Source organism: Aliiroseovarius sp. YM-037 (assembly GCF_048060095.1).
In the GTDB taxonomy this organism is placed as follows: domain Bacteria; phylum Pseudomonadota; class Alphaproteobacteria; order Rhodobacterales; family Rhodobacteraceae; genus JBLUOA01.
Map to the genome: position 1 here is coordinate 1,056,788 of NZ_JBLUOA010000001.1, position 24,240 is coordinate 1,081,027.

A 24,240-nucleotide genomic window follows, 5' to 3' on the forward strand; every position below is an offset into this window, starting at 1 on the left:
AAATGGCTTCCGCTCAGCTGCCCTCTGACACCGCCCCCCACATTCCGGTTCTTCTACGCCCTTTGTTGAAAGCAGTCGCGCCTGTCACCGGGCGCTGGCTTGATGGCACGTTCGGCGCCGGCGGCTATGCGCGTGGCCTGCTTGAGGCGGGCGCATCGCTGGTTATCGGGGTGGACCGCGATCCGACGGTTTTCGCGATGGCGAAAGAGTGGGCCGATCCGTATGGCGACCGACTGCGTCTGGTTGAGGGCACGTTCAGCGACCTTGATAACCATGCGGATGCGCCGCTTGACGGGGTCGTTCTCGACCTTGGGGTATCGTCGATGCAGCTTGATCAGGCATCGCGGGGGTTTTCCTTCATGAAGGACGGTCCGCTTGATATGCGGATGGGGGCGGATGGACCGACCGCCGCGGACCTCGTTAACGAGATGGACGAGGCGGAGCTTGCCGACATCCTTTACCACTATGGCGAGGAACGCGCGTCGCGCAGAATAGCGCGGGCGATTATTGCGGCGCGTACCGAGGGGCGGGTCGAGACGACCCTGCAACTTGCTGAAATCATTGCAGGATGCCTGCCGCACCAGAAACCGGGGCAAAGCCATCCGGCCACGCGCAGCTTTCAGGCCATCCGCATCGCGGTTAACGATGAGTTTGGAGAGCTGATCGCTGGGCTAGAGGCCGCAGAACGTGCGCTTGCCCCCGATGGGCAATTGGCCGTTGTCAGCTTTCATTCGCTGGAAGATCGTGTGGTGAAGCGGTTTTTGCAGACCCGTAGCGGTGGCGGCGGACGGCCAAACCGCTATGCGCCCGAGGCCGAGCAGGACCAGCCGCGTTTCGTCCAGAAGATCCGCAAGGCTATCGGCCCGGACGATCAGGAATTGGCAGAAAACCCACGAGCGCGGTCCGCGAAACTTCGCGTGGCGATCCGAACAGACGCACCGGCAGGATCGGTTGATCGGACGGGGCTGGGTTTGCCGAAACCAGTATTAGTAGGGGGACACCGGTAACATGCGCAGCTTGTTTTATGTGATTTCCGCGCTTGCAGTCATGGCGCTGGCGTTTTGGGCGTATCAAGAAAACTACCGCACCCAGAAGGTTGCGAAGGAGGTCCGGCAGTTGCAAAGCCAGATCGCCCGAGAGAGAGAGGCGTTGGCCGTCCTGAATGCGGAGTGGGCCTACCTCAACCGCCCGGATCGGTTGCGCGAACTGGCAGACATCAACTTTGACCGCTTGGGGCTGTTGCCGCTGATGCCCGACCAGTTCGGTCGCGTCGATCAGGTTGCGTTTCCCGTGCCGGAACCCGAGCTGAGCGGCTTCATCGATTCCGTCGAAGTCTCCGGCGATCTGGAGGAGCCACAATGACTCGCACCCCGCTTCGCCCATTGGCCCGGATTCTTGAGGCGCGTCAGAAAGGCGAAAACCCCGATGCGATTGAGCGTGAGAATATCCGCCTGCGCCACGAAGACATGCGCGACCGCGCGCGGGTTCGGGCGGAGGGGCGGTTGCTTGTCCTCGGGATATTCTTTTTCTGCGCGTTTCTTGTGGTTGGCCTGCGGATGGGGCACCTCTCCGGCAGTTCCGCCGAAGAACCGCGCAACGCGTCGTCGGGTGCGACGATTGTGGCCCAGCGGGCGGATATTACCGACAGGAACGGGCGTATTCTGGCGACGAACATCTCAACCCATTCGCTATATGCGCAACCCCGCAACATGGTCGACAAGGCCCGCGCCGCGCGCGAATTGGTTAAGATTTTCCCCGATCTTGACGAAGAACGCCTGCTACGCCGCTTTTCCGGTGCGCGCACTTTTATATGGATCAAACGCAAGCTGTCGCCGGAACAGATGCAGGCCGTGCACGATATTGGAGAGCCGGGGTTGCAGTTCGGCCCCCGTGAAATGCGGCTTTATCCGAACGGACGGCTGGCGTCCCACATCCTTGGCGGTGCATCCTTCGGCCGTGAGGGTGTGCAGTCGGCTGAGGTGATCGGCACCGCTGGCGTCGAAAAGACCTTTGACGAATATCTGCGCGACCCCGGCAATGGCGGCGCACCGCTTTCGCTGTCGATTGATATGACGATCCAGGCCGCGGCGGAGCGTGTGCTTTACGGCGGTATGCGCCTGATGAACGCCGAAGGGGCCGCGGCTGTGCTGATGGACGTGAATACCGGTGAGATTATCTCGCTCGTCTCCTTACCGGATTTCGATCCGAACGACCGTCCGCGTCCCTTGGCCGAAGGCAATGCGTCGGACAGCCCGCTGTTTAACCGGGCGGTGCAGGGCGTTTATGAACTCGGCTCCACCTTCAAACTGTTCGCCGCCGCGCAAGCGATTGAGGAACGGTTGGTCAACCCGTCCACGATGGTCGATACGCGCGGTCCGCTGCGCTGGGGCCGTCACCGGATCAGGGATTTCCACGACTACGGGAACGAATTGTCGGTGACGGATGTGATCGTGCGGTCGTCCAACATCGGCACCGCGCGGATCGCCCAGATGATCGGCGGCGATCGTCAGCGCGATTTCCTGACCTCGCTCGGCTTTACCGAACCAACCCCGGTTGAGATGATCGAAGCGACCGGCGGCAAGCCTCTGCTGCCGCCGAACTGGTCCGAGATTTCTACGATGACGATCTCCTACGGTCACGGTTTGTCAGCCACGCCGATGCACCTTGCGGCAGCTTATGCGTCGATCCTGAACGGCGGCACGCGGGTTCAGCCGACGCTGATCCGGCAGACCGCCCCGCAAATGGGTGAACGTGTGATCTCCGCTCAAACCTCCGCCATTGCCCGGGATATGCTGCGGCAGGTCGTGGTGCGCGGCACGGCCAGCTTTGGTGAGGTTCCGGGATACGAGGTCGGTGGCAAAACCGGCACTGCCGACAAGCCGCGCGAAAACGGTGGCGGGTATTATGACGACAAGGTCATCGCGACCTTCGCCTCGGTCTTTCCGGCGAGCGATCCGAAATACGTGCTGGTCGTGACGCTGGACGAACCGGAAATCCACTCGCTCGACGAAATGCGCCGCACGGCTGGCTGGACGGCCGTCCCCGTCGCGGCCGAGATGATCCGGCGGGTCGCACCTTTGCTTGGCCTCAGACCACAGATTGAACCTGTGGCGCCAACTGGGGTAACACTCACCAGTAACTAGGTTGAGGGTGGTCGATGCCAGTGGAAGACAAAGTAAAATCGCTGTCGCAATTGGGGCTGACTGCGCTTGGCCAGCAGAATGCTGAGGTCACGGGCCTGTCGGTTGACAGCCGCACCGTGAAAGACGGGCATCTGTTCGCCGCCTTGCCCGGCACCAATATGCACGGGGGAGAGTTTATTTCATACGCGCTTCGGATGGGGGCAGGGGCGGTCCTGACCGACGCTGAAGGTGCGCAGATCGCGAAAGCTGAAATCGCCGAGGCCGGCGTTCCGCTGATTATCGCAGAAGACCCGCGTCAGACGCTCGCCTATGCTGCCGCCCTGTGGTTCGGCGCACAGCCCGAGGTGATGGTCGCCGCAACCGGGACGAACGGCAAAACCTCTGTTGCGACTTTCACCCGGCAGATTTGGGACGCGATGGGGATCAGCGCGGCGAACCTCGGCACCACCGGTGTCGAAGGGGCGTTCACCGCGCCGCTTTCGCACACAACGCCGGAGCCTGTGACGCTTCATCGTCTGCTTGCCGAAATGGCCGGGGCGGGCGTGACCCACGCCGCAATGGAAGCGTCGAGCCATGGCCTCGCCCAAAGTCGGCTGGACGGAGTGCGCCTGATGGCCGCGGGGTTCACGAACTTTTCGCAAGATCACCTCGACTATCACGAGACCTTTGATGAATATTTCGACGCCAAGGCCGGGCTTTTTGATCGGGTTCTGAGCGATGAGGGCACTGCCGTTATCAACATCGACGATGCCCACGGCGCGGACATGGTTGATATCGCCAAACGGCGCGGGCAGCGGGTGCTGACCGTCGGGCACCCGGAAAGCGCCGATCTGCAAATCCTTCAACAGCGGTTTGACCCGACGGGGCAAGAGCTTCGCTTTGCGTGGCAAGGCGAACCCCGGCATGTTCGTCTTGATCTGATCGGCGGGTTTCAGGCGGAAAACGTGCTGGTCGCTGCAGGGTTGGTCATCGGAACCGGGGTCGATCCGCAGGATGTATTCGACACCTTGCATGAACTGACGACGGTTCGCGGGCGGATGCAACTCGCGGCGACACGCAACAATGGCGCGCCCATTTTTGTCGACTACGCCCATACGCCCGACGCTGTTGCGACCGCGTTGCAGGCATTGCGCCCGCATGTGATGGGCCGGATCATCGTCGTTCTCGGCGCGGGAGGGGATCGCGACCGTGGCAAACGGCCCTTGATGGGCAACGCCGCGGCGGAACACGCCGATCTGGTTATCGTCACGGATGACAACCCCCGCAGCGAAGATCCGGCGAGCATCCGTGAAATGGTGATGGAAGGATGCCCCGAGGCCACGAATGTCGGTGATCGGGCCGAGGCGATTTTGCGCGGCGTCGATGCGCTCGGCCCCGGTGACGCGCTGTTGATCGCGGGCAAGGGGCATGAAACGGGCCAGACCGTTGGCGACAATGTTCTGCCGTTTGACGATGCGGAACAGGCGAGCGTCGCCGTCGCAGCACTTGAAGGACGGCTTGCGTGAGCGTGCTTTGGACGGCGCAGGACGCGGCGAAAGCAACAGGTGGCAAGGCGACTTCGGATTGGGACGTTTCCGGCATTTCCATCGACACCAGAACGATTGAGCCGGATGACTTGTTCGTTGCCCTAACCGATCAGCGGGACGGTCACGATTTTGTTGCAGATGCGCTCGCGAAGGGTGCCGGGGCCGCAATGGTGTCTCGCGTGCCGGACGATGTGCCGGCGGATGCCCCGCTTTTGATCGTCGACGATGTTCTCGACGCGCTCCAGGCGCTTGGCCGGGCAGGTCGCGCGCGGTTCACCGGCAAGGTCGCGGCCGTAACCGGATCCGTTGGCAAAACATCGACCAAAGACATGCTGCGCGCGGTTTTGGCGCGGCAGGGTCAGGTCCATGCGGCTGTGGCGAGCTTCAACAATCACTGGGGCGTGCCGATCACGCTGGCGCGGATGCCGATTAACGCGGATTTCGCGATTATCGAAATCGGAATGAACCATCCGGGGGAGATTGCTCCGCTGGCGAAACTCGCCAGACCGCATGTCGCAATGGTCACGACGGTCGCGGCGGCGCATCTGGAAGCTTTCGAGAATATTGAGGGGATCGCCCACGAAAAGGCCGCCATCATGGATGGGCTGGAACCGGGCGGCATCGCCGTTCTGAACGGTGACATCCCGACGCGCCATATCCTGACCGCGAAAGCCAAGGAAGTCGGCGTCGCGTCGCGGATGTTTGGCGAGGCGGCGACGAACACCTATCGCCTTGAAGACGTCCTGATCAGCGGTAACACCACCAGCGTCAAGGCCCAGCTACCGGACGATACGGTTCTGTTTCGGGTCAATTCGGCAGGGCGGCACTTTGCAACCAACGCGCTTGGTGTGCTGGCGGTTGTGGATGCGCTTGGGGCGGACGTCGCACTCGCCGCGCGGGACATGATGCAGTGGACACCGCCCGCCGGGCGGGGCAGTCGCACAACCCTGGCGCTTGATGCGGTTGAATCGGAAATGACGATTGAATTGATCGACGACGCGTTTAACGCAAACCCCACATCCATGGCCGCCGCGCTTGAGGTTTTGGCGTCAAGCAAGCCGATTGATGGCATCGGACGGGTGCGAAAGGGGCGGCGGATCGCGGTCTTGGGCGACATGCTTGAACTTGGCGCCGACGAGGCTGCAGAGCATGAGGTGATCGCCAGATCGCCCTTCATGGAGCAGATCGATATCGTCCACTGCGCTGGCCCCAGGATGCGGGCGCTTTGGGATGCTTTGCCTGAACATAAACGTGGTGAATGGCACGACGCGGCGGACAAGCTCGCGGCCCGTGCGCATCACATTGTTGACGCCGGAGATGTCGTTTTGGTCAAGGGATCAAAGGGGTCGTACGTATCGCTTGTGGTTGACGCAATCCGAAAACTGGGCCATCCGGTGCCCAACGATAACGAGGGGTCCTGAGCGAATGCTCTATTGGTTGACAGAATTTTCGGACGGAGGGGACTTCTTCAACCTCTTTCGCTACATCACATTTCGGGCGGGCGCGGCGTTCTTTACCGCGCTGATTTTCGGGTTCATTTTCGGGCTGCCGCTGATCAACCTGCTGCGCAAGCGTCAGGCCAATGGTCAGCCGATCCGCGAAGACGGGCCGGAAAGCCATCTGGTGACAAAGGCGGGAACGCCAACAATGGGTGGTGTGCTGATCCTTGGGGCATTGCTGGTTTCGACGCTGCTTTGGGCACGGCTCGATAACCCGTACGTCTGGATCACGCTGTTTGTCACGGCGGGTTTCGGGCTTATCGGCTTTGTCGATGACTACCAAAAGGTCACGCAAAGCAGCGCGAAGGGGATTTCCGGCAAAACACGGCTGGCGATTGGTTTTGCCATCGCGGCGGCGGCAAGCGTTATGGCCACGCAGTTTCATCCGCCCGAGCTGACCAATCAACTGGCGCTGCCGGTGTTCAAGGATACGCTTATTAATCTTGGGTTCCTGTTCGTGCCCTTTGCGATGGTCGTCATCGTCGGGTCCGCCAATGCTGTGAACCTGACGGATGGTTTGGACGGCCTTGCTATCATGCCTGTGATGATCGCGGCCGGGACGCTTGGCGTTATCGCCTACGCCGTTGGCCGGGTCGACTTTACCGAATACCTTGACGTGCATTACGTGCCCGGAACGGGGGAAATTTTGATCTTTACCGCTGGGTTGATCGGCGGCGGGCTGGGCTTCCTTTGGTATAACGCGCCGCCTGCGGCTGTGTTCATGGGGGACACCGGATCGCTCGCCCTTGGTGGGGCGCTTGGGGCGATTGCGGTGGCAACCAAGCACGAGCTGGTTCTGGCAATCATCGGTGGGCTGTTCGTGGTTGAGGCGCTGTCGGTCATTATCCAAGTGCTCTACTTTAAACGCACGGGAAAGCGTGTGTTTCTGATGGCGCCGATCCACCACCATTTCGAAAAAAAAGGTTGGGCCGAGCCGCAGATCGTGATCCGGTTCTGGATTATCGCCCTGATCCTCGCGCTGGTCGGGCTTGCCACACTGAAACTCCGGTGAGGGGCGCGCGGTCATGATCCCTGTGCGTGGATATGAAGGGCGTCGCGTCGCGGTTCTCGGCCTCGGTCGATCCGGGCTTGCGACCGCATCTGCGCTTGAGGCGGGCGGGGCCGAACCCTTGCTGTGGGACGACAGCCCAGAGGCCCGCGAGAACGCGGAAGGGCAGGGGTTCACCTGCCACGACCTGACGAAATCCGGCGCGTGGGATGATGTTGCCGCCCTGATCGTGTCGCCCGGCATTCCGCACCTATACCCACAACCCAACAAGGTCATCGCCGCCGCCTGGGAGGCCGGGGTGCCTGTCGACAACGACATAGGGCTGTTCTTCCGATCCTTCGCGACGCAGGAGTGGAACAATTTCGACACAGCCCCAAGGGTGATCGCGGTGACGGGGTCGAACGGCAAATCAACCACGGCGGCCCTGATCCACCACATTTTGCAAAGCGTCGGTCGCCCGGCGCAGCTTGCCGGGAATATCGGACGCGGAGTGCTCGACATTGATCCCGCCCACGACGGAGAGGTCGTGGTGCTGGAACTGTCGAGCTATCAGACTGACCTTGCCCGCGCCCTGACGCCTGACATCGCCGTTTTTACCAACCTGTCGCCCGATCACCTTGATCGGCACGGCGGCATGGGCGGATACTTCGCCGCGAAGCGCCGCTTGTTCGCCGAAGGTGGCCCGGATCGCGCCGTGATCGGTGTGGATGAGGCGGAGGGTCAGTTCCTTGCCGGGCAAATGTCCGAGGGCGCGTCGGATGACCGCGTGATCCGTGTTTCAGTTGATCGCAAGCTGACGGGGCCTGGATGGGCCGTATTCGCCCGCAAGGGGTTCCTGTCCGAATATCGCAAAGGTCGGCAGGTCGGCTCCGTCGATCTGCGTGCGATCCGGGGGCTGCCGGGCAGTCACAACCACCAGAATGCGTGCTGCGCCTATGCTGCGCTGCGCACGTTGGGCCTCGCGCCGAAGGTGATTGCGCAGGGTCTTGAGAGTTTTGAGGGACTACCCCACCGCAGCCAGATCGTCGCCGAGGCGGATGGTGTGACCTACGTTAACGACAGCAAGGCGACCAATGTGGACAGCGCCGCGAAGGCGCTGCAAGCGTTCGATCGCATCCGCTGGATTGCCGGGGGGCTTGGCAAGGACGGCGGCTTGGGCGGGTTGCTTCCGCATCTTTCGGTGGTGGAGAAAGCCTATCTGATCGGTCACTCCGCCCGCGACTTTGCGCTGGAACTGGGCGAGACTCCGCATGAGGTTTGCGAAACGATGGCTGTTGCCGTTGCCCGCGCGGCTGAGGACGCGCAGGAAGGCGAAACGGTATTGCTCGCCCCCGCTGCGGCAAGTTTCGATCAATACCCGAATTTTGAGAAGCGTGGAGAGGATTTCATGGCCGAAGTCGCCCGCGTTCTGAAGAAATAGCGGTTAGCCCGCCTCAGAAATCGCCTTGCCCGCGGCCCAGCCCGACGACCACGCCCATTGGAAGTTGTAGCCGCCCAGCCAGCCGGTCACATCCACGACTTCGCCAATGAAATAAAGGCCGGGATGAGCTTTGGATTCCATCGTCTTGGATGACAGGCCGTCGGTGTTGACACCGCCCAAGGTGACTTCGGCAGTACGGTAGCCTTCGGTGCCAGACGGATAAAGCCGCCAGTTCTTCAATCCGTCGGTGAAGTCTCGCAGCGCCGCGTCACTCATATCCGCGAGGTTGCCAGAGGCGCCGGTCTTGTCGCACAGATACGCCGCCAGCCGTTTCGGCAGGTGATCGGAAAGCGCGTTCGCAATACTGATCCTGCCGCGTGCCTGTCGCTGATCCCGGAGGGCTGCGAATAAGTCCACGGTAGGCAACAGCGACAGCGTCACTGGCTCAGTCTCGCGCCAGTAGGATGACGCTTGCAGAATCGCGGGGCCGGACAGGCCGCGATGTGTGAACAACGCAGCCTCTTCAAACGCGCCGGTGCCGCATTGTGCGGTGCAGTCAACTGCGATCCCGGCGAGCGGTTTGAGGTCTGCCATCACGTTGTCGCCGAACGTAACCGGGACGAGGGCCGGGCGCGTTTCCGTGACAGACAGCCCGAACTGGCTCGCGATTTGGTAGCCGAGGCTGGACGCCCCCATCTTCGGGATCGACTTTCCGCCGCACGCGATCACGAGGTTGCGACAGGTCACGCGCCCTTGCGGAGCCAGCGTTATGACAAAACCCGTCGGAGTCTGCTCCACGCCCTCAACGCTTGTCTCCAGCCAAAGCTTCGCTTCGCCAGTCTCCTTCAGCAGCATCGCGATGATGTCCTTGGCCGAGGTGTCGCAAAACAACTGCCCCAGTGTCTTTTCATGCCACGGAATCCCGTGCCGGTTCACGAGGTCGATGAAATCCCATTGGGTGTAGCGGGACAGTGCGGATTTTGCGAAATGCGGGTTCTGTGACAGGAAGTTGCCGGGCTGACAGTAAAGATTGGTGAAGTTGCAGCGCCCGCCGCCGGAAATGCGGATTTTCTCGCCCGGTGCCTTGGCGTGGTCAACGATCAACACACGCCCGCCCGCATGAGCGCCGCACATCAGGCCAGCCGCCCCGGCGCCAACAATGACCGTGTCGAATTCCAAAACCCGCAAACTCCTTTGGCGGTCTGCTGAACACGAACCGGGGAAAGACACAAGAGGGGCGGGATTCACCCAGTTCTCAGGCTTCTTCCGCTACGTCAAAAACTGCCGGTTGGGGCCTGCTTTCACTGGCCTTGGCGCGACTTCTGCGCTACACTTCCAACCAGACCCGGAAAACGGGCGAAGGCAGAGGCAGTTTCAGGCGGTATCCCATGACGGAAATGGTCTATGGCGCGGTTCCCGTACAGGGTGGTGAACCCATCCTGCCACGTTGGTGGCGCACGATTGATAAGTGGACGCTTTCGTCCATCCTGATCCTGTTCGGGGTCGGTATTTTGCTGGGGCTCGCCGCGTCGCCACCGCTTGCGGCGAAAAACGGCTTCCAACCTTTCCACTACGTTGAAAGACAAGCGGTTTTCGGATCGATGGCGCTGGTCGTTATGTTCCTGACGTCGATGATGTCACCGAACCTTGTGCGCCGCCTTGGCGTGCTGGGGTTCGTGATAGCGTTCGTGGCGCTGGTGCTGCTGCCGGTCTTCGGTACGGATTTTGGCAAGGGCGCGACGCGCTGGTATTCGCTGGGGTTTGCGTCGCTGCAACCGTCAGAGTTCTTGAAGCCCGGTTTTGTCATAATGATGGCGTGGCTGATGGCCGCCAGCCAGGAAATCAACGGCCCGCCGGGCAAAACCATGTCACTTGTTCTGACCGTCGTGATAGTCGGCTTTCTGGCGTTGCAGCCGGATTTCGGGCAGGCGTGCCTGATGCTGTTCGGTTGGGGCGTCATGTATTTCGTCGCCGGGGCGCCGTTCATCCTGCTGCTGATTATCGCGGGCATCGTCGTGCTGGGCGGAACGATGGCCTATCACAGCTCTGAACATTTCGCGCGGCGGATCGACGGGTTCCTGTCGCCAGATGTCGATCCGACGACCCAGATGGGATACGCAACGAACGCGATCCGCGAGGGTGGGTTTTTTGGTGTCGGCGTGGGCGAGGGGCAGGTCAAATGGTGGCTGCCGGACGCGCATACCGATTTCATCATCGCCGTCGCGGCTGAGGAATACGGGCTGATCCTCGTCCTGTTCATCATCTTGCTTTACGCGGTCGTCACCGTGCGGTCGCTTCTGCGGCTGATGCGGGAACGCGACCCGTTCATCCGGCTGGCCGGAACCGGCATCGCCTGCATCTTTGGTGTGCAGGCGTTCATCAATATGGGCGTGGCGGTTCGGCTGTTGCCCGCGAAGGGCATGACGTTGCCGTTCGTCAGCTATGGCGGGTCGTCGTTGATTGCGGGCGGGATCGCCGTCGGTATGCTTCTGGCCTTCACGCGAAGCCGGCCGCAAGGCGAAATCGCTGACCACTTCCGGTCAAGGGGGCGCTGATGACGGACGGGCCTCTCTTGGTCATTGCGGCGGGCGGAACGGGCGGGCATATGTTTCCCGCCCAAGCGCTTGCTGAGGCGATGTTGCGCAAGGGATGGCGGGTCAAACTGTCAACGGACGCTCGCGGTGCGCGATATGCAGGGGGCTTTCCACATGTTGTCGATGTCGACGTGATCTCCTCCGCCACGTTCGCGCGGGGCGGGGTGCTGGCCAAAGCGATGGTTCCGTTTCGGATTTTGGGCGGGGCGATCTCGGCGGCGATGAAGATGTTGCGGGACAAGCCTGCAGTCGTCGTGGGCTTCGGTGGCTATCCGTCGATCCCTGCGCTTGGGGCGGCTTGGCTGCTGCGAAAGCCGCGAATGATCCACGAACAGAATGGCGTGCTTGGCCGGGTCAATCAGGTCTTTGCCAAACGGGTCGACCGCGTTGCCTGTGGCATGTGGCCAACTTCGCTTCCCGATGGGGTCGAGGGTGTGCATACTGGCAACCCGGTGCGCGGCGCAATTCATGCGCGGGCGGGTGCGCCTTATATCGTGCCGGGGGATTACCCGATGTCGATCCTCGTCATGGGCGGGAGTCAGGGCGCGCGAATCCTGTCGGATGTGGTGCCCGAGGCGATTGCCATGCTGCCCGATGAGGTGCTGCAAAATCTGCGCGTGTCGCATCAGGCGCGGGACGAAGATCAGATGCGCGTTGCGGAGTTTTACGCAAAAAACGGCATTGATGCTGACGTCCAGACCTTCTTCACCGACATCCCCAGCCGGATGAGTGAGGCGCAGTTGGTCATCAGCCGCGCCGGAGCCTCCTCAGTCGCCGATATCGCAGCGATTGGGCGGCCCGCTATCCTTATTCCATACGCCGCCGCGACCGCCGATCACCAGCGCGCAAACGCCCGCGGATTGGTTCAGGCGGGCGGCGCGATCTTGATGCCGGAATCGACCCTTGCACCCGCCGCGCTGGCGGAGCAAATAGGCGCCGTGCTGAGTCAGCCGGACGGTGCCTTGCAAATGGCGCTCGCGGCGCTTGGCTGTGGCAGAACAGATGCGACGGAAAACCTTGTCGCGCTCGTAGAAGAATTAGCCAAAGGGCAGACGGCATGAACGCAGCGACCAAGCTCCCCACCGAAATGGGGCCGATCCACTTTGTCGGGATCGGGGGCATTGGCATGTCCGGCATCGCTGAGGTGCTGCTGAACCACGGCTACACGGTGCAGGGATCGGACCTGAAAGAGTCAAAGATCACCGAGCGTTTGAAAGACCTCGGCGCAACGATCTTCGTCGGGCAGAACGGCGAGAACCTAGAGAATGCTGAGGTCGTCGTCATCTCCTCCGCTATCAAGCCGGGCAATGCTGAGCTTGACGAGGCGCGGCGGCGCGGCCTTCCGGTCGTGCGGCGGGCCGAGATGCTGGCGGAACTGATGCGGCTGAAATCGAACATCGCAGTGGCTGGCACGCACGGGAAGACGACGACGACGACGCTGGTTGCAGAATTGCTGGTCAAGGGCGGGATCGATCCGACGGTCATCAACGGCGGCGTCATCCACGCCTACGGCTCAAACGCCCGAATGGGGCAGGGTGAATGGATGGTGGTTGAGGCCGACGAAAGCGACGGCACCTTCAACCGCCTTCCGGCGACAATTGCGATCGTGACGAATATCGACCCGGAGCATATGGAGCATTGGGGTGATTTTGACGCGCTGCGGCAGGGCTTTCACGATTTCGTCTCAAACATCCCGTTCTACGGGTTGGCTGTCTGCTGCACCGACCACCCCGAGGTGCAATCGCTTGTCGGTCGCCTGACGGATCGTCGGGTTGTGACGTTCGGTTTCAACGCCCAAGCTGACGTTCGCGCGGTCAATCTGACCTACAAGGCCGGGGTTGCGCATTTCGACATTGAACTGAACGGAGAGGGTAAGCGGATCGACGGTTGCACCCTGCCGATGCCCGGCGATCACAACGTATCGAACGCGTTGTCGGCAGTTGCCGTTGCCCGGCACCTCGGCATGAAGATCGACGAAATCCGCGATGCGCTCGCGAATTTCGAAGGGGTGAATCGGCGCTTCACGAAGGTCGACGTGGTCGATGGCATCACCATCATCGACGACTACGGCCATCACCCGGTTGAGATTGCCGCCGTCCTACGCGCCGCGCGTCAGGCGAGCGAGGGGCGCGTGATCGCCGTTCATCAGCCCCACCGCTACACCCGACTTAGTTCGCTATTTGAAGAGTTCTGCGGTTGTTTCAACGACGCCGACATCGTTGGCATTGCCGAAGTCTACGGCGCTGGCGAAGACCCGATTGAAGGCGCGAGCCGCGATGATCTCGTCGCCGGGCTGGTCCGCCACGGACACCGCCACGCGATTGCAGTCAACGACGAAGACGCGCTTGCTGCGCTGGTCCGGAACGAGGCGAAAGAAGGCGATATGGTTGTCTGCCTTGGGGCCGGCACGATTTCGACCTGGGCACATGACTTGCCGAAGAGGCTGCAGGCATGACCCTTTCATTGATCCTTGGCGCGATTTGGGTGGTTCTGGCGACGGGCGTCGCCCTTCTGCCGATGCGCCATCAATACGCGCCGGGACTGCTGCTGTTGTTGCTGGCGCCGTTCGTGATCCTGTTCATTGGCCTTCAGCACGGCGTCTGGGCCGGGCTTTTTGGCTTGTTCGCCTTCGTGTCAATGTTCCGTAACCCGTTGATTTACCTCTATCGTCGCGTGCGCGGCGACCGTCCGGAGATACCAAGATGACCCTGTCCCTGATCCTCGCCCTTGTCTGGGTCGTTCTGGCAAATGTTCTGGCAATGCTGCCAAGCCGCGATAACCACTGGACTCGCGCCTACGCTCTGATCGCTGTCGGGGTTCCGCTGCTGGGCTACGTGACCTTGCAGAATGGGCCTTGGGTCGGTCTGCTTGTTTTGGCCGCAGGCGCCTCTATGCTGCGCTGGCCGCTGATCTACCTTGGCCGTTGGATGCGTCGTCAGTGGTTCGTTTCATCGCAGGAATGACCGTCACGCGCAGCAGAACGAGGGGAGGCCGATGAACGCCGCCGAGTCCGTGCAGTTTTTCGTTCCGCTTGTGCTGCCCCTCCTTTTTGGTGCTGTCGCGTATTTCGTGGGGCGTCGCTACGGCCGACAGGTCTTTCTGTTCTGGGCGTTTGCGGTGGTTGTCGGTATCGGAGCCTACATGCTCGCCGATCAGTCCGCCGGGCCGCACGGGGCGCATCGTCGGCTGCTGATCCTGTTCTTTGTGTCAATGCCGACTGTGATATTCGCAATCATTGGCGGGTGGCTGGGGCTATCCCGCCACGGTGAGAAGACGATCCAGGCGCAAGATGATTGATGATCTTCCGAAAACCCGCGGTGCGCTAACGCCGAACCGTTCGCTTTCCGATCTGACATGGCTTCGCGTCGGCGGACCGGCAGATGTGCTGTTTCAACCGGCGGATGTCGACGATCTTGCCAGTTTTCTCAGAGAGTTGTCGCCCGATGTTCCGGTTTTTCCGATGGGCGTCGGGTCCAACCTTATCGTACGCGACGGTGGTATTCGCGCGGTGGTGATCCGCATGGGGCGTGGGTTCAACCACATCGAAATCGACGGCGCGCGCGTTACGGCTGGCGTCGCCGCGCTGGATGCGCATGTCGCGCGCAAGGCGGCGGCGGCGGGGGTTGATCTGACCTTTCTGCGCACGATCCCCGGCGCGATTGGCGGGGCGGTTCGGATGAACGCGGGCTGCTACGGCACCTACGTTGCGGATGTGTTCGTGTCGGCGCAGGCGATTACGCGGGGCGGGGAGCGTGTGACGCTCTCCGCCGATGACCTTAACTTTCGTTATCGCGATAGCGATCTGCCTGACGGTTGGGTGATTATCGAAGCGACGTTTGAAGCGCCGTTGGGCGACCCCGACGCGCTGACCGCGCGGATGGAGGAACAGCTTGCCAAGCGTGACGCGACCCAGCCGACGAAGGACCGGACAGCGGGATCGACCTTCCGCAACCCGGCCGGTTTCAGCTCAACCGGGCGCGACGATGACTCCCACGAATTGAAGGCGTGGAAGGTGATTGACGACGCTGGAATGCGCGGCGCCCGCCTTGGCGGCGCGCAAATGAATGAGATGCACCCGAACTTTCTGACCAATACCGGTGACGCAACCGCCGCAGAGCTGGAAGAATTGGGCGAAGAGGTGCGAAAAAAGGTTTTCAAGAACAGTGGAATATCGTTAGAGTGGGAAATCAGGCGCGTGGGGCAACACGCGGCAAAAAAATAAATAATATCAAGGGCTGTAACAGCAGCTTTTCGAGGCAATAAAGACCCAAAAAATGGGTCGCGCGGTAGATGAGGCGGGTATGTCGAGCAGGACAACCCCGAAAGTGGCAGTGTTGATGGGCGGACCCTCGGCTGAGCGTGAGGTTTCTTTGTCATCCGGGCGCGAATGCGCCGCCGCACTAAGGGGTGAAGGTTATGATGTGGTTGAGGTGGACGCAGGTCCAGACCTCGCCCAACGCCTGTCTGAAATCAATCCCGATGTTGCGTTCAACGCCCTGCATGGCCGGTGGGGTGAGGATGGGTGCGTTCAAGGGATGCTTGAATGGTTGCGCGTTCCCTACACTCATTCCGGCGTGCTGGCCTCGGCGCTTGCGCTTGATAAGGAGCGGACGAAGACGGCTTATCGCGCTGTTGGATTGCCGATCGTCGAAAGTGTTCTTGCTGCCGCCGATGACGTTCGCGCAAAGCATGTGATGGACCCGCCTTATGTGGTCAAACCGAACAACGAAGGATCGTCTGTCGGCATCTATATCGTACACGAGGCCGCGAACGGCCCGCCGCAATTGTCGGATGACATGCCCGATGTCGTGATGGTTGAAACCTATGCACCTGGTCGGGAACTGACGACCACGGTTGTTGGGGATCGTGCGTTGACCGTGACGGATATCCTGACGGACGGTTGGTATGACTACGCCGCCAAGTATGAGGTCGGCGGATCGCGCCATGTTGTGCCCGCGGATATCCCGACTGAGATTTTTGACGCCTGCATGGAGTATGCAGAGCGTGCCCATGTCGCGCTTGGGTGTAGGGGCGTCAGCCGCACGGATTTCCGGTGGGACGAAGCACGCGGGCTTGATGGGTTGATCCTGCTTGAAACCAATACGCAGCCGGGGATGACCCCGACATCGCTCACGCCGGAACAGGCCCAGCATTCGGGTATGGGTTTTGGCGCGCTTTGCGCTTGGTTGGTGGAGGATGCGTCATGCGACAGGTGAACACCTTCCGCGCTGAACCGCCGCTGACCCGGCCAACGCCACCGCGCCGCGACCCGGCACCCAGCCGCATTTCCTACCGTATTCAGCGTTTGCTGCTGACACCGTTGTTCCGTGGCTTCTTGCGGATCGGCCTGCCGATGGCTGCCGCTGCCGGCGTCGGAACGATGGTTTTGTCCGATCAAGATGTCCGCGATCGCATCGGGCTGACGATCACCGAAATCCGGCGCTCGATCGAAGAACGGCCTGAGTTCATGGTCAAGCTGATGGCGGTCGACGGGGCGAGTTCTGAAATCGGTGAGGATATCCGCGAAGTCCTGCCGGTCGATTTTCCGGTCAGTTCCTTTGACCTTGATCTTGAGGAGATGCGCAACTCCGTCCTGTCGCTGGACGCGGTCGCCGATGCGGATCTGCGTATTCGTGCAGGCGGTGTGCTTCAGATCGACGTGACGGAACGTGTGCCCGCCGTCGTCTGGCGCGGCCCGCAGGGGGTTGAGCTTTTGGATGCGGAAGGGCACCGCGTCAGCGCCCTGATCGCACGGGCCGAACGACCGGATCTGCCGCTGCTGACAGGGGAGGGCGCGGAAAACGCGGTTCCCGAAGCGCTCGCGATTTTTGACGTCGCGGGGCCGATCCTTGACCGGATGCGCGGACTTGTCCGCACGGGCGAGCGGCGCTGGGACGTCGTGCTTGACCGGAAACAGCGCATTCTACTGCCTGAACACGGTGCGGTCGCGGCGCTTGAACGCGTGATCGCGCTCGATCAGGCGCAGGATTTGCTTGGTCGCGATCTGGTCGCGATCGACATGAGAAATGAGAACCGTCCAACCATTCGGCTGGCAGAGCAGGCAGTCACAGAACTGCGCCGAATTAAAGGACTGGCAGAAGGAGACCCCGGCCAATGATGACTGACCTCTACCAAACGCAGCGTGCGATGCGGAACATGCGCAAGGCCGCGATGCAGCGGGGCGTGATCGCGGTTCTGGATGTCGGCACGTCCAAGATCGCCTGCCTCGTTCTGCGGTTCGATGGGCCGGATGCGTTTTCTGAGAGTGAGGGCATCGGGTCGATGGCCGGTCAGTCGAGCTTTCGCGTGATCGGTGCAGCAACGACGCGGTCGCGCGGGGTCAAGTTCGGCGAAGTCGACGCGATGCAGGAAACCGAACGTGCGATCAGAACCGCCGTTCAGGCGGCGCAGAAGATGGCCAACCTGCGGGTCGATCACGTTATCGCTTGTTTTTCGGGTGCGCGGCCCCGGTCCTACGGGCTTGCGGGGGAAATCGAACTGCACGACAGCACCGTCAGCGAACAAGACGTCGCGCGGGTTCTGTCATCCTGCGACGTGCCGAATTTCGGAGAGGGCCGCGAGGTGCTGCACGCCCAACCCGTGAATTTCGCGATCGATCACCGCTCTGGCCTCAACGATCCGCGCGGGCAGATTGGCAACCGGCTGGCGACGGATATGCACCTGATGACCGTCGACGCGGGCGCCATTCAGAACATTCTATATTGTATCAAGCGTTGCGATCTCGAATTGGCGGGGCTGGCGAGTTCGGCTTATGTGTCGGGCATCTCCTCGCTGGTGGAGGATGAGCAGGAGCTTGGCGCGGCCTGTGTCGACCTTGGCGGCGGAGCCACCGGGATCTCGGTCTTCATTAAGAAACACATGATCTATTCGGACTCTGTTCGCTTGGGCGGGGATCATGTGACATCCGACATCTCAAAAGGTTTGCAGGTGTCGCTTGCCACGGCGGAGCGGATCAAGACGTTCTACGGTGGCGTTGTCGCGACCGGGATGGATGATCGCGAGATGATCGAGATCGGCGGCGAAACCGGCGATTGGGAACACGACCGCCGCACCGTCAGCCGGGCAGAGCTGATCGGCATCATGCGCCCGCGTGTTGAAGAGATACTAGAAGAAGTGCGCGTCCGGTTGGACGCCGCCGGGTTCGACCACTTGCCAAGCCAGCAGATCGTCCTGACCGGCGGCGGCAGTCAGATTCCGGGTCTTGATGGCATGGCCTCGCGGATGCTGGGGCAACAAGTGCGGCTGGGTCGGCCGCTTCGGGTTCAGGGTTTGCCGCAGGCCGCGACCGGTGCGGCGTTTGCGTCGGCTGTCGGGCTGTGCCTTTTCGCGGCACACCCGCAGGACGAGTGGTGGGATTTCGAAATGCCAGCCGAACGCTACCCCGCCAGATCGCTGCGTCGGGCGGTAAAATGGTTCAAGGACAACTGGTAAACCGCTACATCTTGCCGATCTGGCGAAATACCGCCGAAGGCATGGCGAGACCTTACCATATTTTGTGGTAAATATGCGTTTTTTAGGTGACGTTGCGGCTTTGTCACGGTAGGATTGGACTGGATTAGGGAAAAACGGCCCCCAGAGGCCGATAGTGCAAACAGACAGGCGGACAGATCTATGACATTGAACCTCAAGATGCCCGAACAGGACGAACTGAAGCCCCGTATCACCGTGTTCGGTGTTGGCGGCGCGGGCGGTAACGCTGTTAACAACATGATTGAAAAGCAGCTTGAGGGCGTTGAATTCGTTGTTGCAAACACCGATGCACAAGCGCTTCAGTCCAGCCGGTCTTCTGCCAAGATCCAGATGGGCGTCAAAGTCACCGAGGGTCTGGGTGCCGGGGCGCGGCCATCGGTCGGTGCAGCAGCCGCCGAAGAAACCATCGAATCGATTGTCGATCATCTGGCCGGTGCGCATATGTGCTTCATCACCGCGGGCATGGGCGGCGGCACCGGAACGGGCGCTGCGCCGATCATCGCGCAAGCCGCGCGTGAACTTGGTGTGCTGACCGTTGGCGTCGTGACCAAGCCCTTTCAGTTTGAAGGTGCCAAGCGGATGCGTCAGGCCGAGGAGGGCGTCGAATCGCTCCAGAAGGTTGTCGATACGCTGATCATCATTCCGAACCAGAACCTGTTCCGCCTGGCGAATGAAAAGACCACCTTCACCGAAGCGTTCAGCATGGCGGATGACGTGCTTTATCAAGGTGTTAAGGGCGTGACCGACCTGATGGTTCGTCCGGGTCTTATCAACCTCGACTTTGCGGATGTTCGCGCCGTGATGGACGAGATGGGCAAGGCGATGATGGGTACCGGCGAGTCCGAGGGCGAAGATCGCGCTGTTCAGGCGGCAGAGAAGGCGATTGCCAACCCGCTGCTGGACGAGATCAGCCTGAAAGGCGCGAAGGGCGTTCTTATCAACATCACCGGCAGCTACGATCTGACGCTGTTCGAACTCGACGAAGCGGCGAACCGCATTCGCGAAGAAGTCGACGCAGACGCCAATATCATCGTGGGTTCGACACTCGACACCGAAATGGAAGGGGCGATGCGCGTCTCGGTCGTGGCAACGGGCATCGACGCGAGCATGTCGTCTGCCGACGTTCCGGCACGCCCACGTCGGTCGATGAGCGAGCCGCTGCAAAGCCCGGAAGAGGTCAAGGCGCACACGCCCGAACCTGTCGCGGCAGAGCCGGAGCCGACCCCGGTCGCCGCCGCGCAAGAGCAGCGTGAGCCGGAACCGACCCTGTTCAACGACATGGAAGAACCCGCACCCGTGCGCGAACCGGCACGGGAACCGGAAGTCGCGGAAGAAAACGATCTTCCGGCACCGGCGTATCAGCCGCGCGTTGCGGAGTTCCAACCGCGCCGGGATGAGATTGAAGCCCAGCCCGAAGCGGCAGAGTTCGTCGCACCGAAAGCGCCGGCCCCCGGCACGCCGTCGCCCGAAGCACTGGCGCGTTTGCAGGCCGCTGTTCAGAAGGCACCCGCTGGCGGTCGCCCGCAGCAGCAAAGCGCCCCAGCGGCCTCTGCTCCGGCAGCAACACGGCAACAGCAAGTTGAAGACGATCAGCGCCCGCGGTTTGGGATTAACTCCCTTATCAACCGGATGACAGGTCACGCGGCAGAGGGGCATGACCGTCCCGCACAGCAGCAGACAGCGCGTCAACAACCCCCGATGCACGCACACGAAGAGGAAGTCGAGGCCGATCCAGAACAGGAACGTATCGAAATTCCGGCCTTCCTGCGTCGTCAGGCGAATTAATTCGCTAACATATTTGACTGGGTGAAGGGGCGGCGCATGCCGCCCTTTTTCGTTTGAAAGCAGACAGCTGTAACGCTTGACTCTCTGTATCGGCGAAGTTTCGCGCATGCCTGAATCGGATGTTTCAGGCCGTTATAAAGATTGAGTTGAGTTCACATGCCCCAACCTCTACCTCAACCATGCCGGATAACGGAAATAGTCCGGCGCTGCAGTTGAGGCATGTTTTGCAGACAACATTGAAATCGCCAGTTCGCTTTTCCGGTGTGGGTCTCCACTCCGGTGCGCCCGTCAGGATGACGGTTCATCCGGCGTCTGCGGAATACGGTATCTGGTTCCGCCGCACGGACATCGAAAGCAATGCGATGATCGCCGCCCGCTGGGACTCCGCCGTTCCGGGTGCGCGTCTTTGCACCAAGCTCGTGAATTCTGCGGGTGTGATGGTTTCGACCGTCGAACACATCATGGCAGCGCTGGCCGGTTGTGGTGTTCATAACGCATTGATCGAAATTGATGGGCCTGAGGTTCCGATCCTCGATGGCAGCTCTCAGCCGTTCGTCGAAGGGATCATCGCTGTTGGCTTGCGCCGACTGAATGCGCCCGTCCGCGCGATTGAGGTTCTTGAACCGATCGAGGTGCGCGAAGGCGATGCGGTGGCGCGGCTCGATCCGTCCGACACGCTTTACATCGATTTCCACATTGAATTCGACGATGCCGCGATTGGCCGTCAGGACAAAACCCTGAATATGGCGAATGGCAGCTTTGTCCGCGAACTGTGCGACAGTCGCACGTTCTGCCGTCAGGATGACGTAACAGCGATGCGCGACAATGGCCTCGCCCTTGGCGGCACGCTGGAAAACGCGGTCGTGTTTGACGGGGCCGATGTGCTTTCGCCGGGTGGTTTGCGCCACGATGATGAGGCCGTGCGCCATAAAATGCTCGACGCGCTTGGCGATCTGGCGCTGGCCGGTGCGCCTTTGCTTGCCCGTTATTCGGGCCACCGCGCAGGGCACGCGCTGACCAACAAATTGCTTCGGGCGCTTTTCGCCCGTCCAGACGCATATCGGATGGTCGTATGCGATACAGCGACCGCAGCCCGCTTGCCGGGCGTCGGCGTTCGCAACGTCGATATTCCTGTTCTGGCTTGACCCTGTCAAAATCCGGTGCAAAGACGTTTTGCACCGGATTTTTCTGTGCTAGGACAAGGCACAGGGAAGAAGTCGCAAGGCTCTTTGCGGAATAATATGGGGTAGGCGGGTAATGGCACGCGGCAGGTCTCGGTCCAGAATTGTCGGATTGATTTCGGCACTAGCGATAGTGGCGGCCTGCGGTGGCGGGCGGCAGGAACGTCCGCTAGAGGAATTCTCCGCCGAAGAAATCTACCAACGCGCTGAGTTTGAGCTTGAGAACCGCCGCAAGGGCGAGGAAGCCGCGCGCCTGTTCGGTGAGGTTGAGCGTCTGTATCCCTATTCGGAATACGCGAAACGCGCGCTAATAATGCAGGCCTTCGCCTACCACAAGGATCGCGACTACGAAAACAGCCGCGCCGCCGCGCAGCGTTACATCGACTTCTATCCGGCGGATGAGGATGCAGCTTACGCGCAATACCTTCTCGCGCTCAGCTATTACGATCAGATTGATGAAATCGGGCGCGATCAGGGTCTGACGTTCCAAGCGCTCCAATCGTTGCGGACGGTGATTGAGCGGTATCCCGATAGCGAATACGCGCGGTCGTCGATCCTGAAATTCGACCTCGCCTTCGACCACCTCGCCGCGAAAGAGATGGAGATTGGGCGTTATTACCTGAAACGCGGCCACTACACCGCGGCGATCAATCGATTCCGCGTGGTGGTTGAGCAGTTCCAGACGACGACCCATACCGCCGAGGCGCTGCACAGGCTGGTCGAATCCTACCTGTCGCTTGGGCTGGAGCAAGAGGCGCAGACCGCAGCCGCGATTTTGGGGCATAACTTCCAATCGTCGGAGTTTTACGAAGACAGCTATGCGCTGTTGACCGGCCGCGGTCTGGAGCCGCGGGTGCGTGGCACCGGCTGGCTGGCGGCGATTTATCGACAAACCGTCCGGGGCGAATGGCTCTGACCTAGCGGAGACTCGCATGCTCAGGGCGCTCGATATCCGGGACATGCTTATCATTGACCGGCTGGAGCTTGAGTTTCAGCCGGGTCTTAATGTGCTGACCGGGGAAACCGGTGCTGGAAAGTCTATCCTGCTGGATTCCCTTGGTTTTGTTCTGGGGTGGCGTGGCCGGGCGGAACTGGTGCGCGCAGGCGCAAGCCAGGGCGAGGTTACGGCGATCTTTGACCTGACACTCGATCATCCGGCCCATAACGTGCTGGCCGAGGCCGGGCTGCCCGATGAGGGCGCTGAGCTGATCCTGCGCCGGGTCAACAGCGCCGATGGCCGGAAAACTGCATGGGTTAATGATCGGCGGTGCTCGGGCGACGTGTTGCGGCAACTGTCGGAAACGCTGGTCGAACTTCACGGCCAACATGATGATCGCGGACTGCTGAACCCCCGCGGGCATCGGCTGCTGCTGGATGAGTTTGCTGGGGCCGCACCGCTTGTCGATCAGACCCGAACGGCTTGGCGAGAGGTTGCGGCGGCGCGGAAGGCGTTGGACGCGGCGCAAGAGCGGCTGGCCGAGGCGCGGGCAGAGGAGGAGTTTCTGCGCCACGCTGTTTCAGAACTCGATACCCTGAACCCGCAAGAGGGGGAGGAGGCCGAGCTCTACACACGCCGCCGCCGGATGCAGGGCGCAGAGCGGATTCGCGACGATATCGCAAAGGCTTACGCCGCCCTGGGCAATGAAGGTGCTGAGGGACGCATGGGCGACGCGCTTCGGTGGCTGGAAGACGCAGCGGAAAACGCCGACGGACAGCTTGAGGGCGCGATTGCCGCGCTGGGTCGCGCGATGAACGAACTTGGCGAGGCGCAGCAAGGGGTGGAGGATTGCCTGTCGGCGCTCGACTTCAACCCGTCCGACCTTGAAGCGGCGGAGGAGCGGCTATTCGCGATCCGTGGCCTTGCTCGCAAGCATGACGTGACCCCGGATGAATTAGGAAGTTTTGCAGACGGGCTGCGGCAAAAGCTCTCTGCCCTCGACAATAGCGCGACTGAGATCGGCGGGCTGGAACAGGCCGTTCAAGATGCCGAGGCGAAATATGAGGGCATCGCAGGTAAGCTGAGCAAGGCCAGATCGAAAGCAGCGAAAAAACTCGACGCCGCGATGTCGGCGGAGCTTGCGCCGCTCAAGATGGAGCGCGCGGTTTTTTCGACAGAGATTACTCAGGCAGATCCGGGGCCGGAGGGGCACGACGCGGTTGCCTTCACCGTGGCAACCAACCCCGGCGCATCTGCGGGGCCGCTCAACAAGATCGCATCGGGCGGTGAACTTAGCCGTTTTCTGTTGGCGCTGAAGGTGTGCCTAACCTCTGGCGTCGCAGGCCTCACGCTGATTTTTGATGAGATCGACCGGGGGGTCGGTGGTGCAACAGCCGACGCGGTCGGCCGGCGTCTGGCGGCGCTTGCCCAAGACGCGCAGGTTCTTGTCGTCACACACTCTCCGCAGGTGGCCGCATTGGGTGGACACCACTGGCGCGTTGAAAAACGGGTTACGGGTGGGCAAACACTATCGTCCGTCACATCGCTCGCGCCCAAAGACCGGGTTGAAGAGATTGGTCGAATGCTCGCCGGTGATACCGTCACTGAAGAGGCGCGCGCCGCTGCCAAAGCGCTGCTCGCGGGCTGAACGCCCG

Annotated in this window: 22 protein-coding genes; 21 read left to right on the forward strand and 1 reads right to left on the reverse strand. The window is 61.4% G+C overall.

Annotated elements, in window-relative coordinates:
* The first annotated feature begins 2 nt into the window (after positions 1 to 2).
* Genes rsmH through murD form a run of 7 tightly spaced genes read left to right on the forward strand, consistent with a single transcriptional unit; the run spans position 3 to position 8,597 of the window.
* Positions 3 to 1,007 (forward strand): 16S rRNA (cytosine(1402)-N(4))-methyltransferase RsmH, encoded by a 1,005-nt coding sequence (gene rsmH, locus ACEWPJ_RS05155; protein WP_416511425.1) that lies wholly within the window; start codon positions 3 to 5, stop codon positions 1,005 to 1,007.
* Position 1,008: 1 nt separating this feature from the next.
* The gene (gene ftsL, locus ACEWPJ_RS05160; protein ID WP_416511427.1) at positions 1,009 to 1,362 is read left to right on the forward strand and encodes a cell division protein FtsL; all 354 of its coding nucleotides are present in this window, start codon (positions 1,009 to 1,011) and stop codon (positions 1,360 to 1,362) included.
* Positions 1,359 to 3,143, forward strand: a complete 1,785-nt coding sequence (locus ACEWPJ_RS05165) for a peptidoglycan D,D-transpeptidase FtsI family protein (protein WP_416511429.1) — start codon at positions 1,359 to 1,361, stop codon at positions 3,141 to 3,143. The genes ftsL and ACEWPJ_RS05165 overlap by 4 nt, the downstream gene beginning before the upstream one ends.
* Positions 3,144 to 3,157: 14 nt before the next feature.
* Entirely contained in the window at positions 3,158 to 4,648 is a 1,491-nt protein-coding gene (locus tag ACEWPJ_RS05170; protein ID WP_416511431.1) for a UDP-N-acetylmuramoyl-L-alanyl-D-glutamate--2,6-diaminopimelate ligase, read from the forward strand.
* On the forward strand, positions 4,645 to 6,090 hold the full coding sequence (locus tag ACEWPJ_RS05175) for a UDP-N-acetylmuramoyl-tripeptide--D-alanyl-D-alanine ligase (protein ID WP_416511433.1): 1,446 nt from the start codon (positions 4,645 to 4,647) through the stop codon (positions 6,088 to 6,090). Before ACEWPJ_RS05170 ends, ACEWPJ_RS05175 begins: the two co-directional genes overlap by 4 nt.
* Positions 6,091 to 6,094: 4 nt before the next feature.
* Entirely contained in the window at positions 6,095 to 7,180 is a 1,086-nt protein-coding gene (mraY, locus tag ACEWPJ_RS05180; protein WP_416511435.1) for a phospho-N-acetylmuramoyl-pentapeptide-transferase, read from the forward strand.
* Between the two features lie 13 nt (positions 7,181 to 7,193).
* Complete coding sequence (gene murD / locus ACEWPJ_RS05185; RefSeq protein WP_416511436.1) at positions 7,194 to 8,597, forward strand: UDP-N-acetylmuramoyl-L-alanine--D-glutamate ligase; 1,404 nt, start codon at positions 7,194 to 7,196, stop codon at positions 8,595 to 8,597.
* A 3-nt stretch (positions 8,598 to 8,600) separates the two neighbouring features.
* On the opposite strand, the gene ACEWPJ_RS05190 is transcribed toward murD, so the two are convergent.
* A complete protein-coding gene (locus ACEWPJ_RS05190; RefSeq protein WP_416511438.1) occupies positions 8,601 to 9,776 on the reverse strand; it encodes an NAD(P)/FAD-dependent oxidoreductase in 1,176 nt (391 codons plus the stop codon).
* Between the two features lie 209 nt (positions 9,777 to 9,985).
* Here ACEWPJ_RS05190 and ftsW point away from each other — a divergent pair, with 209 nt between their 5' ends.
* The 14 genes from ftsW (at position 9,986) to recN (ending at position 24,233) form a co-directional block, all read left to right on the forward strand.
* Positions 9,986 to 11,152, forward strand: coding sequence for a putative lipid II flippase FtsW (gene ftsW, locus ACEWPJ_RS05195; protein ID WP_416511440.1), 1,167 nt, complete (start codon positions 9,986 to 9,988; stop codon positions 11,150 to 11,152).
* On the forward strand, positions 11,152 to 12,252 hold the full coding sequence (murG, locus tag ACEWPJ_RS05200; protein ID WP_416511442.1) for an undecaprenyldiphospho-muramoylpentapeptide beta-N-acetylglucosaminyltransferase: 1,101 nt from the start codon (positions 11,152 to 11,154) through the stop codon (positions 12,250 to 12,252). The genes ftsW and murG overlap by 1 nt, the downstream gene beginning before the upstream one ends.
* Positions 12,249 to 13,646, forward strand: coding sequence for a UDP-N-acetylmuramate--L-alanine ligase (gene murC, locus ACEWPJ_RS05205; protein ID WP_416511444.1), 1,398 nt, complete (start codon positions 12,249 to 12,251; stop codon positions 13,644 to 13,646). The genes murG and murC overlap by 4 nt, the downstream gene beginning before the upstream one ends.
* Positions 13,643 to 13,897, forward strand: coding sequence for a DUF2484 family protein (locus ACEWPJ_RS05210; protein ID WP_416511446.1), 255 nt, complete (start codon positions 13,643 to 13,645; stop codon positions 13,895 to 13,897). The genes murC and ACEWPJ_RS05210 overlap by 4 nt, the downstream gene beginning before the upstream one ends.
* The gene (locus ACEWPJ_RS05215) at positions 13,894 to 14,154 is read left to right on the forward strand and encodes a DUF2484 family protein (protein ID WP_416511448.1); all 261 of its coding nucleotides are present in this window, start codon (positions 13,894 to 13,896) and stop codon (positions 14,152 to 14,154) included. The genes ACEWPJ_RS05210 and ACEWPJ_RS05215 overlap by 4 nt, the downstream gene beginning before the upstream one ends.
* A 31-nt stretch (positions 14,155 to 14,185) precedes the next feature.
* Complete coding sequence (locus tag ACEWPJ_RS05220) at positions 14,186 to 14,488, forward strand: hypothetical protein (RefSeq protein WP_416511449.1); 303 nt, start codon at positions 14,186 to 14,188, stop codon at positions 14,486 to 14,488.
* A complete protein-coding gene (gene murB, locus ACEWPJ_RS05225) occupies positions 14,481 to 15,413 on the forward strand; it encodes a UDP-N-acetylmuramate dehydrogenase (RefSeq protein WP_416511451.1) in 933 nt (310 codons plus the stop codon). Before ACEWPJ_RS05220 ends, murB begins: the two co-directional genes overlap by 8 nt.
* A gap of 52 nt (positions 15,414 to 15,465) precedes the next feature.
* Positions 15,466 to 16,407 carry a D-alanine--D-alanine ligase gene (locus ACEWPJ_RS05230; RefSeq protein WP_416511452.1) on the forward strand — a complete coding sequence of 314 codons (942 nt, stop codon included), beginning with the start codon at positions 15,466 to 15,468 and terminating at the stop codon, positions 16,405 to 16,407.
* Positions 16,395 to 17,309, forward strand: a complete 915-nt coding sequence (locus tag ACEWPJ_RS05235) for a cell division protein FtsQ/DivIB (RefSeq protein ID WP_416511453.1) — start codon at positions 16,395 to 16,397, stop codon at positions 17,307 to 17,309. The genes ACEWPJ_RS05230 and ACEWPJ_RS05235 overlap by 13 nt, the downstream gene beginning before the upstream one ends.
* Positions 17,309 to 18,643, forward strand: a complete 1,335-nt coding sequence (gene ftsA, locus ACEWPJ_RS05240; protein WP_416511455.1) for a cell division protein FtsA — start codon at positions 17,309 to 17,311, stop codon at positions 18,641 to 18,643. Before ACEWPJ_RS05235 ends, ftsA begins: the two co-directional genes overlap by 1 nt.
* A 180-nt stretch (positions 18,644 to 18,823) precedes the next feature.
* Positions 18,824 to 20,467 (forward strand): cell division protein FtsZ, encoded by a 1,644-nt coding sequence (gene ftsZ, locus ACEWPJ_RS05245; RefSeq protein ID WP_416511457.1) that lies wholly within the window; start codon positions 18,824 to 18,826, stop codon positions 20,465 to 20,467.
* 224 nt (positions 20,468 to 20,691) lie between these two features.
* Positions 20,692 to 21,612 (forward strand): UDP-3-O-acyl-N-acetylglucosamine deacetylase, encoded by a 921-nt coding sequence (lpxC, locus tag ACEWPJ_RS05250; protein ID WP_416513004.1) that lies wholly within the window; start codon positions 20,692 to 20,694, stop codon positions 21,610 to 21,612.
* Between the two features lie 112 nt (positions 21,613 to 21,724).
* Positions 21,725 to 22,564 (forward strand): outer membrane protein assembly factor BamD, encoded by an 840-nt coding sequence (locus ACEWPJ_RS05255; RefSeq protein WP_416511459.1) that lies wholly within the window; start codon positions 21,725 to 21,727, stop codon positions 22,562 to 22,564.
* A gap of 16 nt (positions 22,565 to 22,580) precedes the next feature.
* Complete coding sequence (gene recN / locus ACEWPJ_RS05260; RefSeq protein ID WP_416511461.1) at positions 22,581 to 24,233, forward strand: DNA repair protein RecN; 1,653 nt, start codon at positions 22,581 to 22,583, stop codon at positions 24,231 to 24,233.
* Positions 24,234 to 24,240 lie beyond the last annotated feature (7 nt).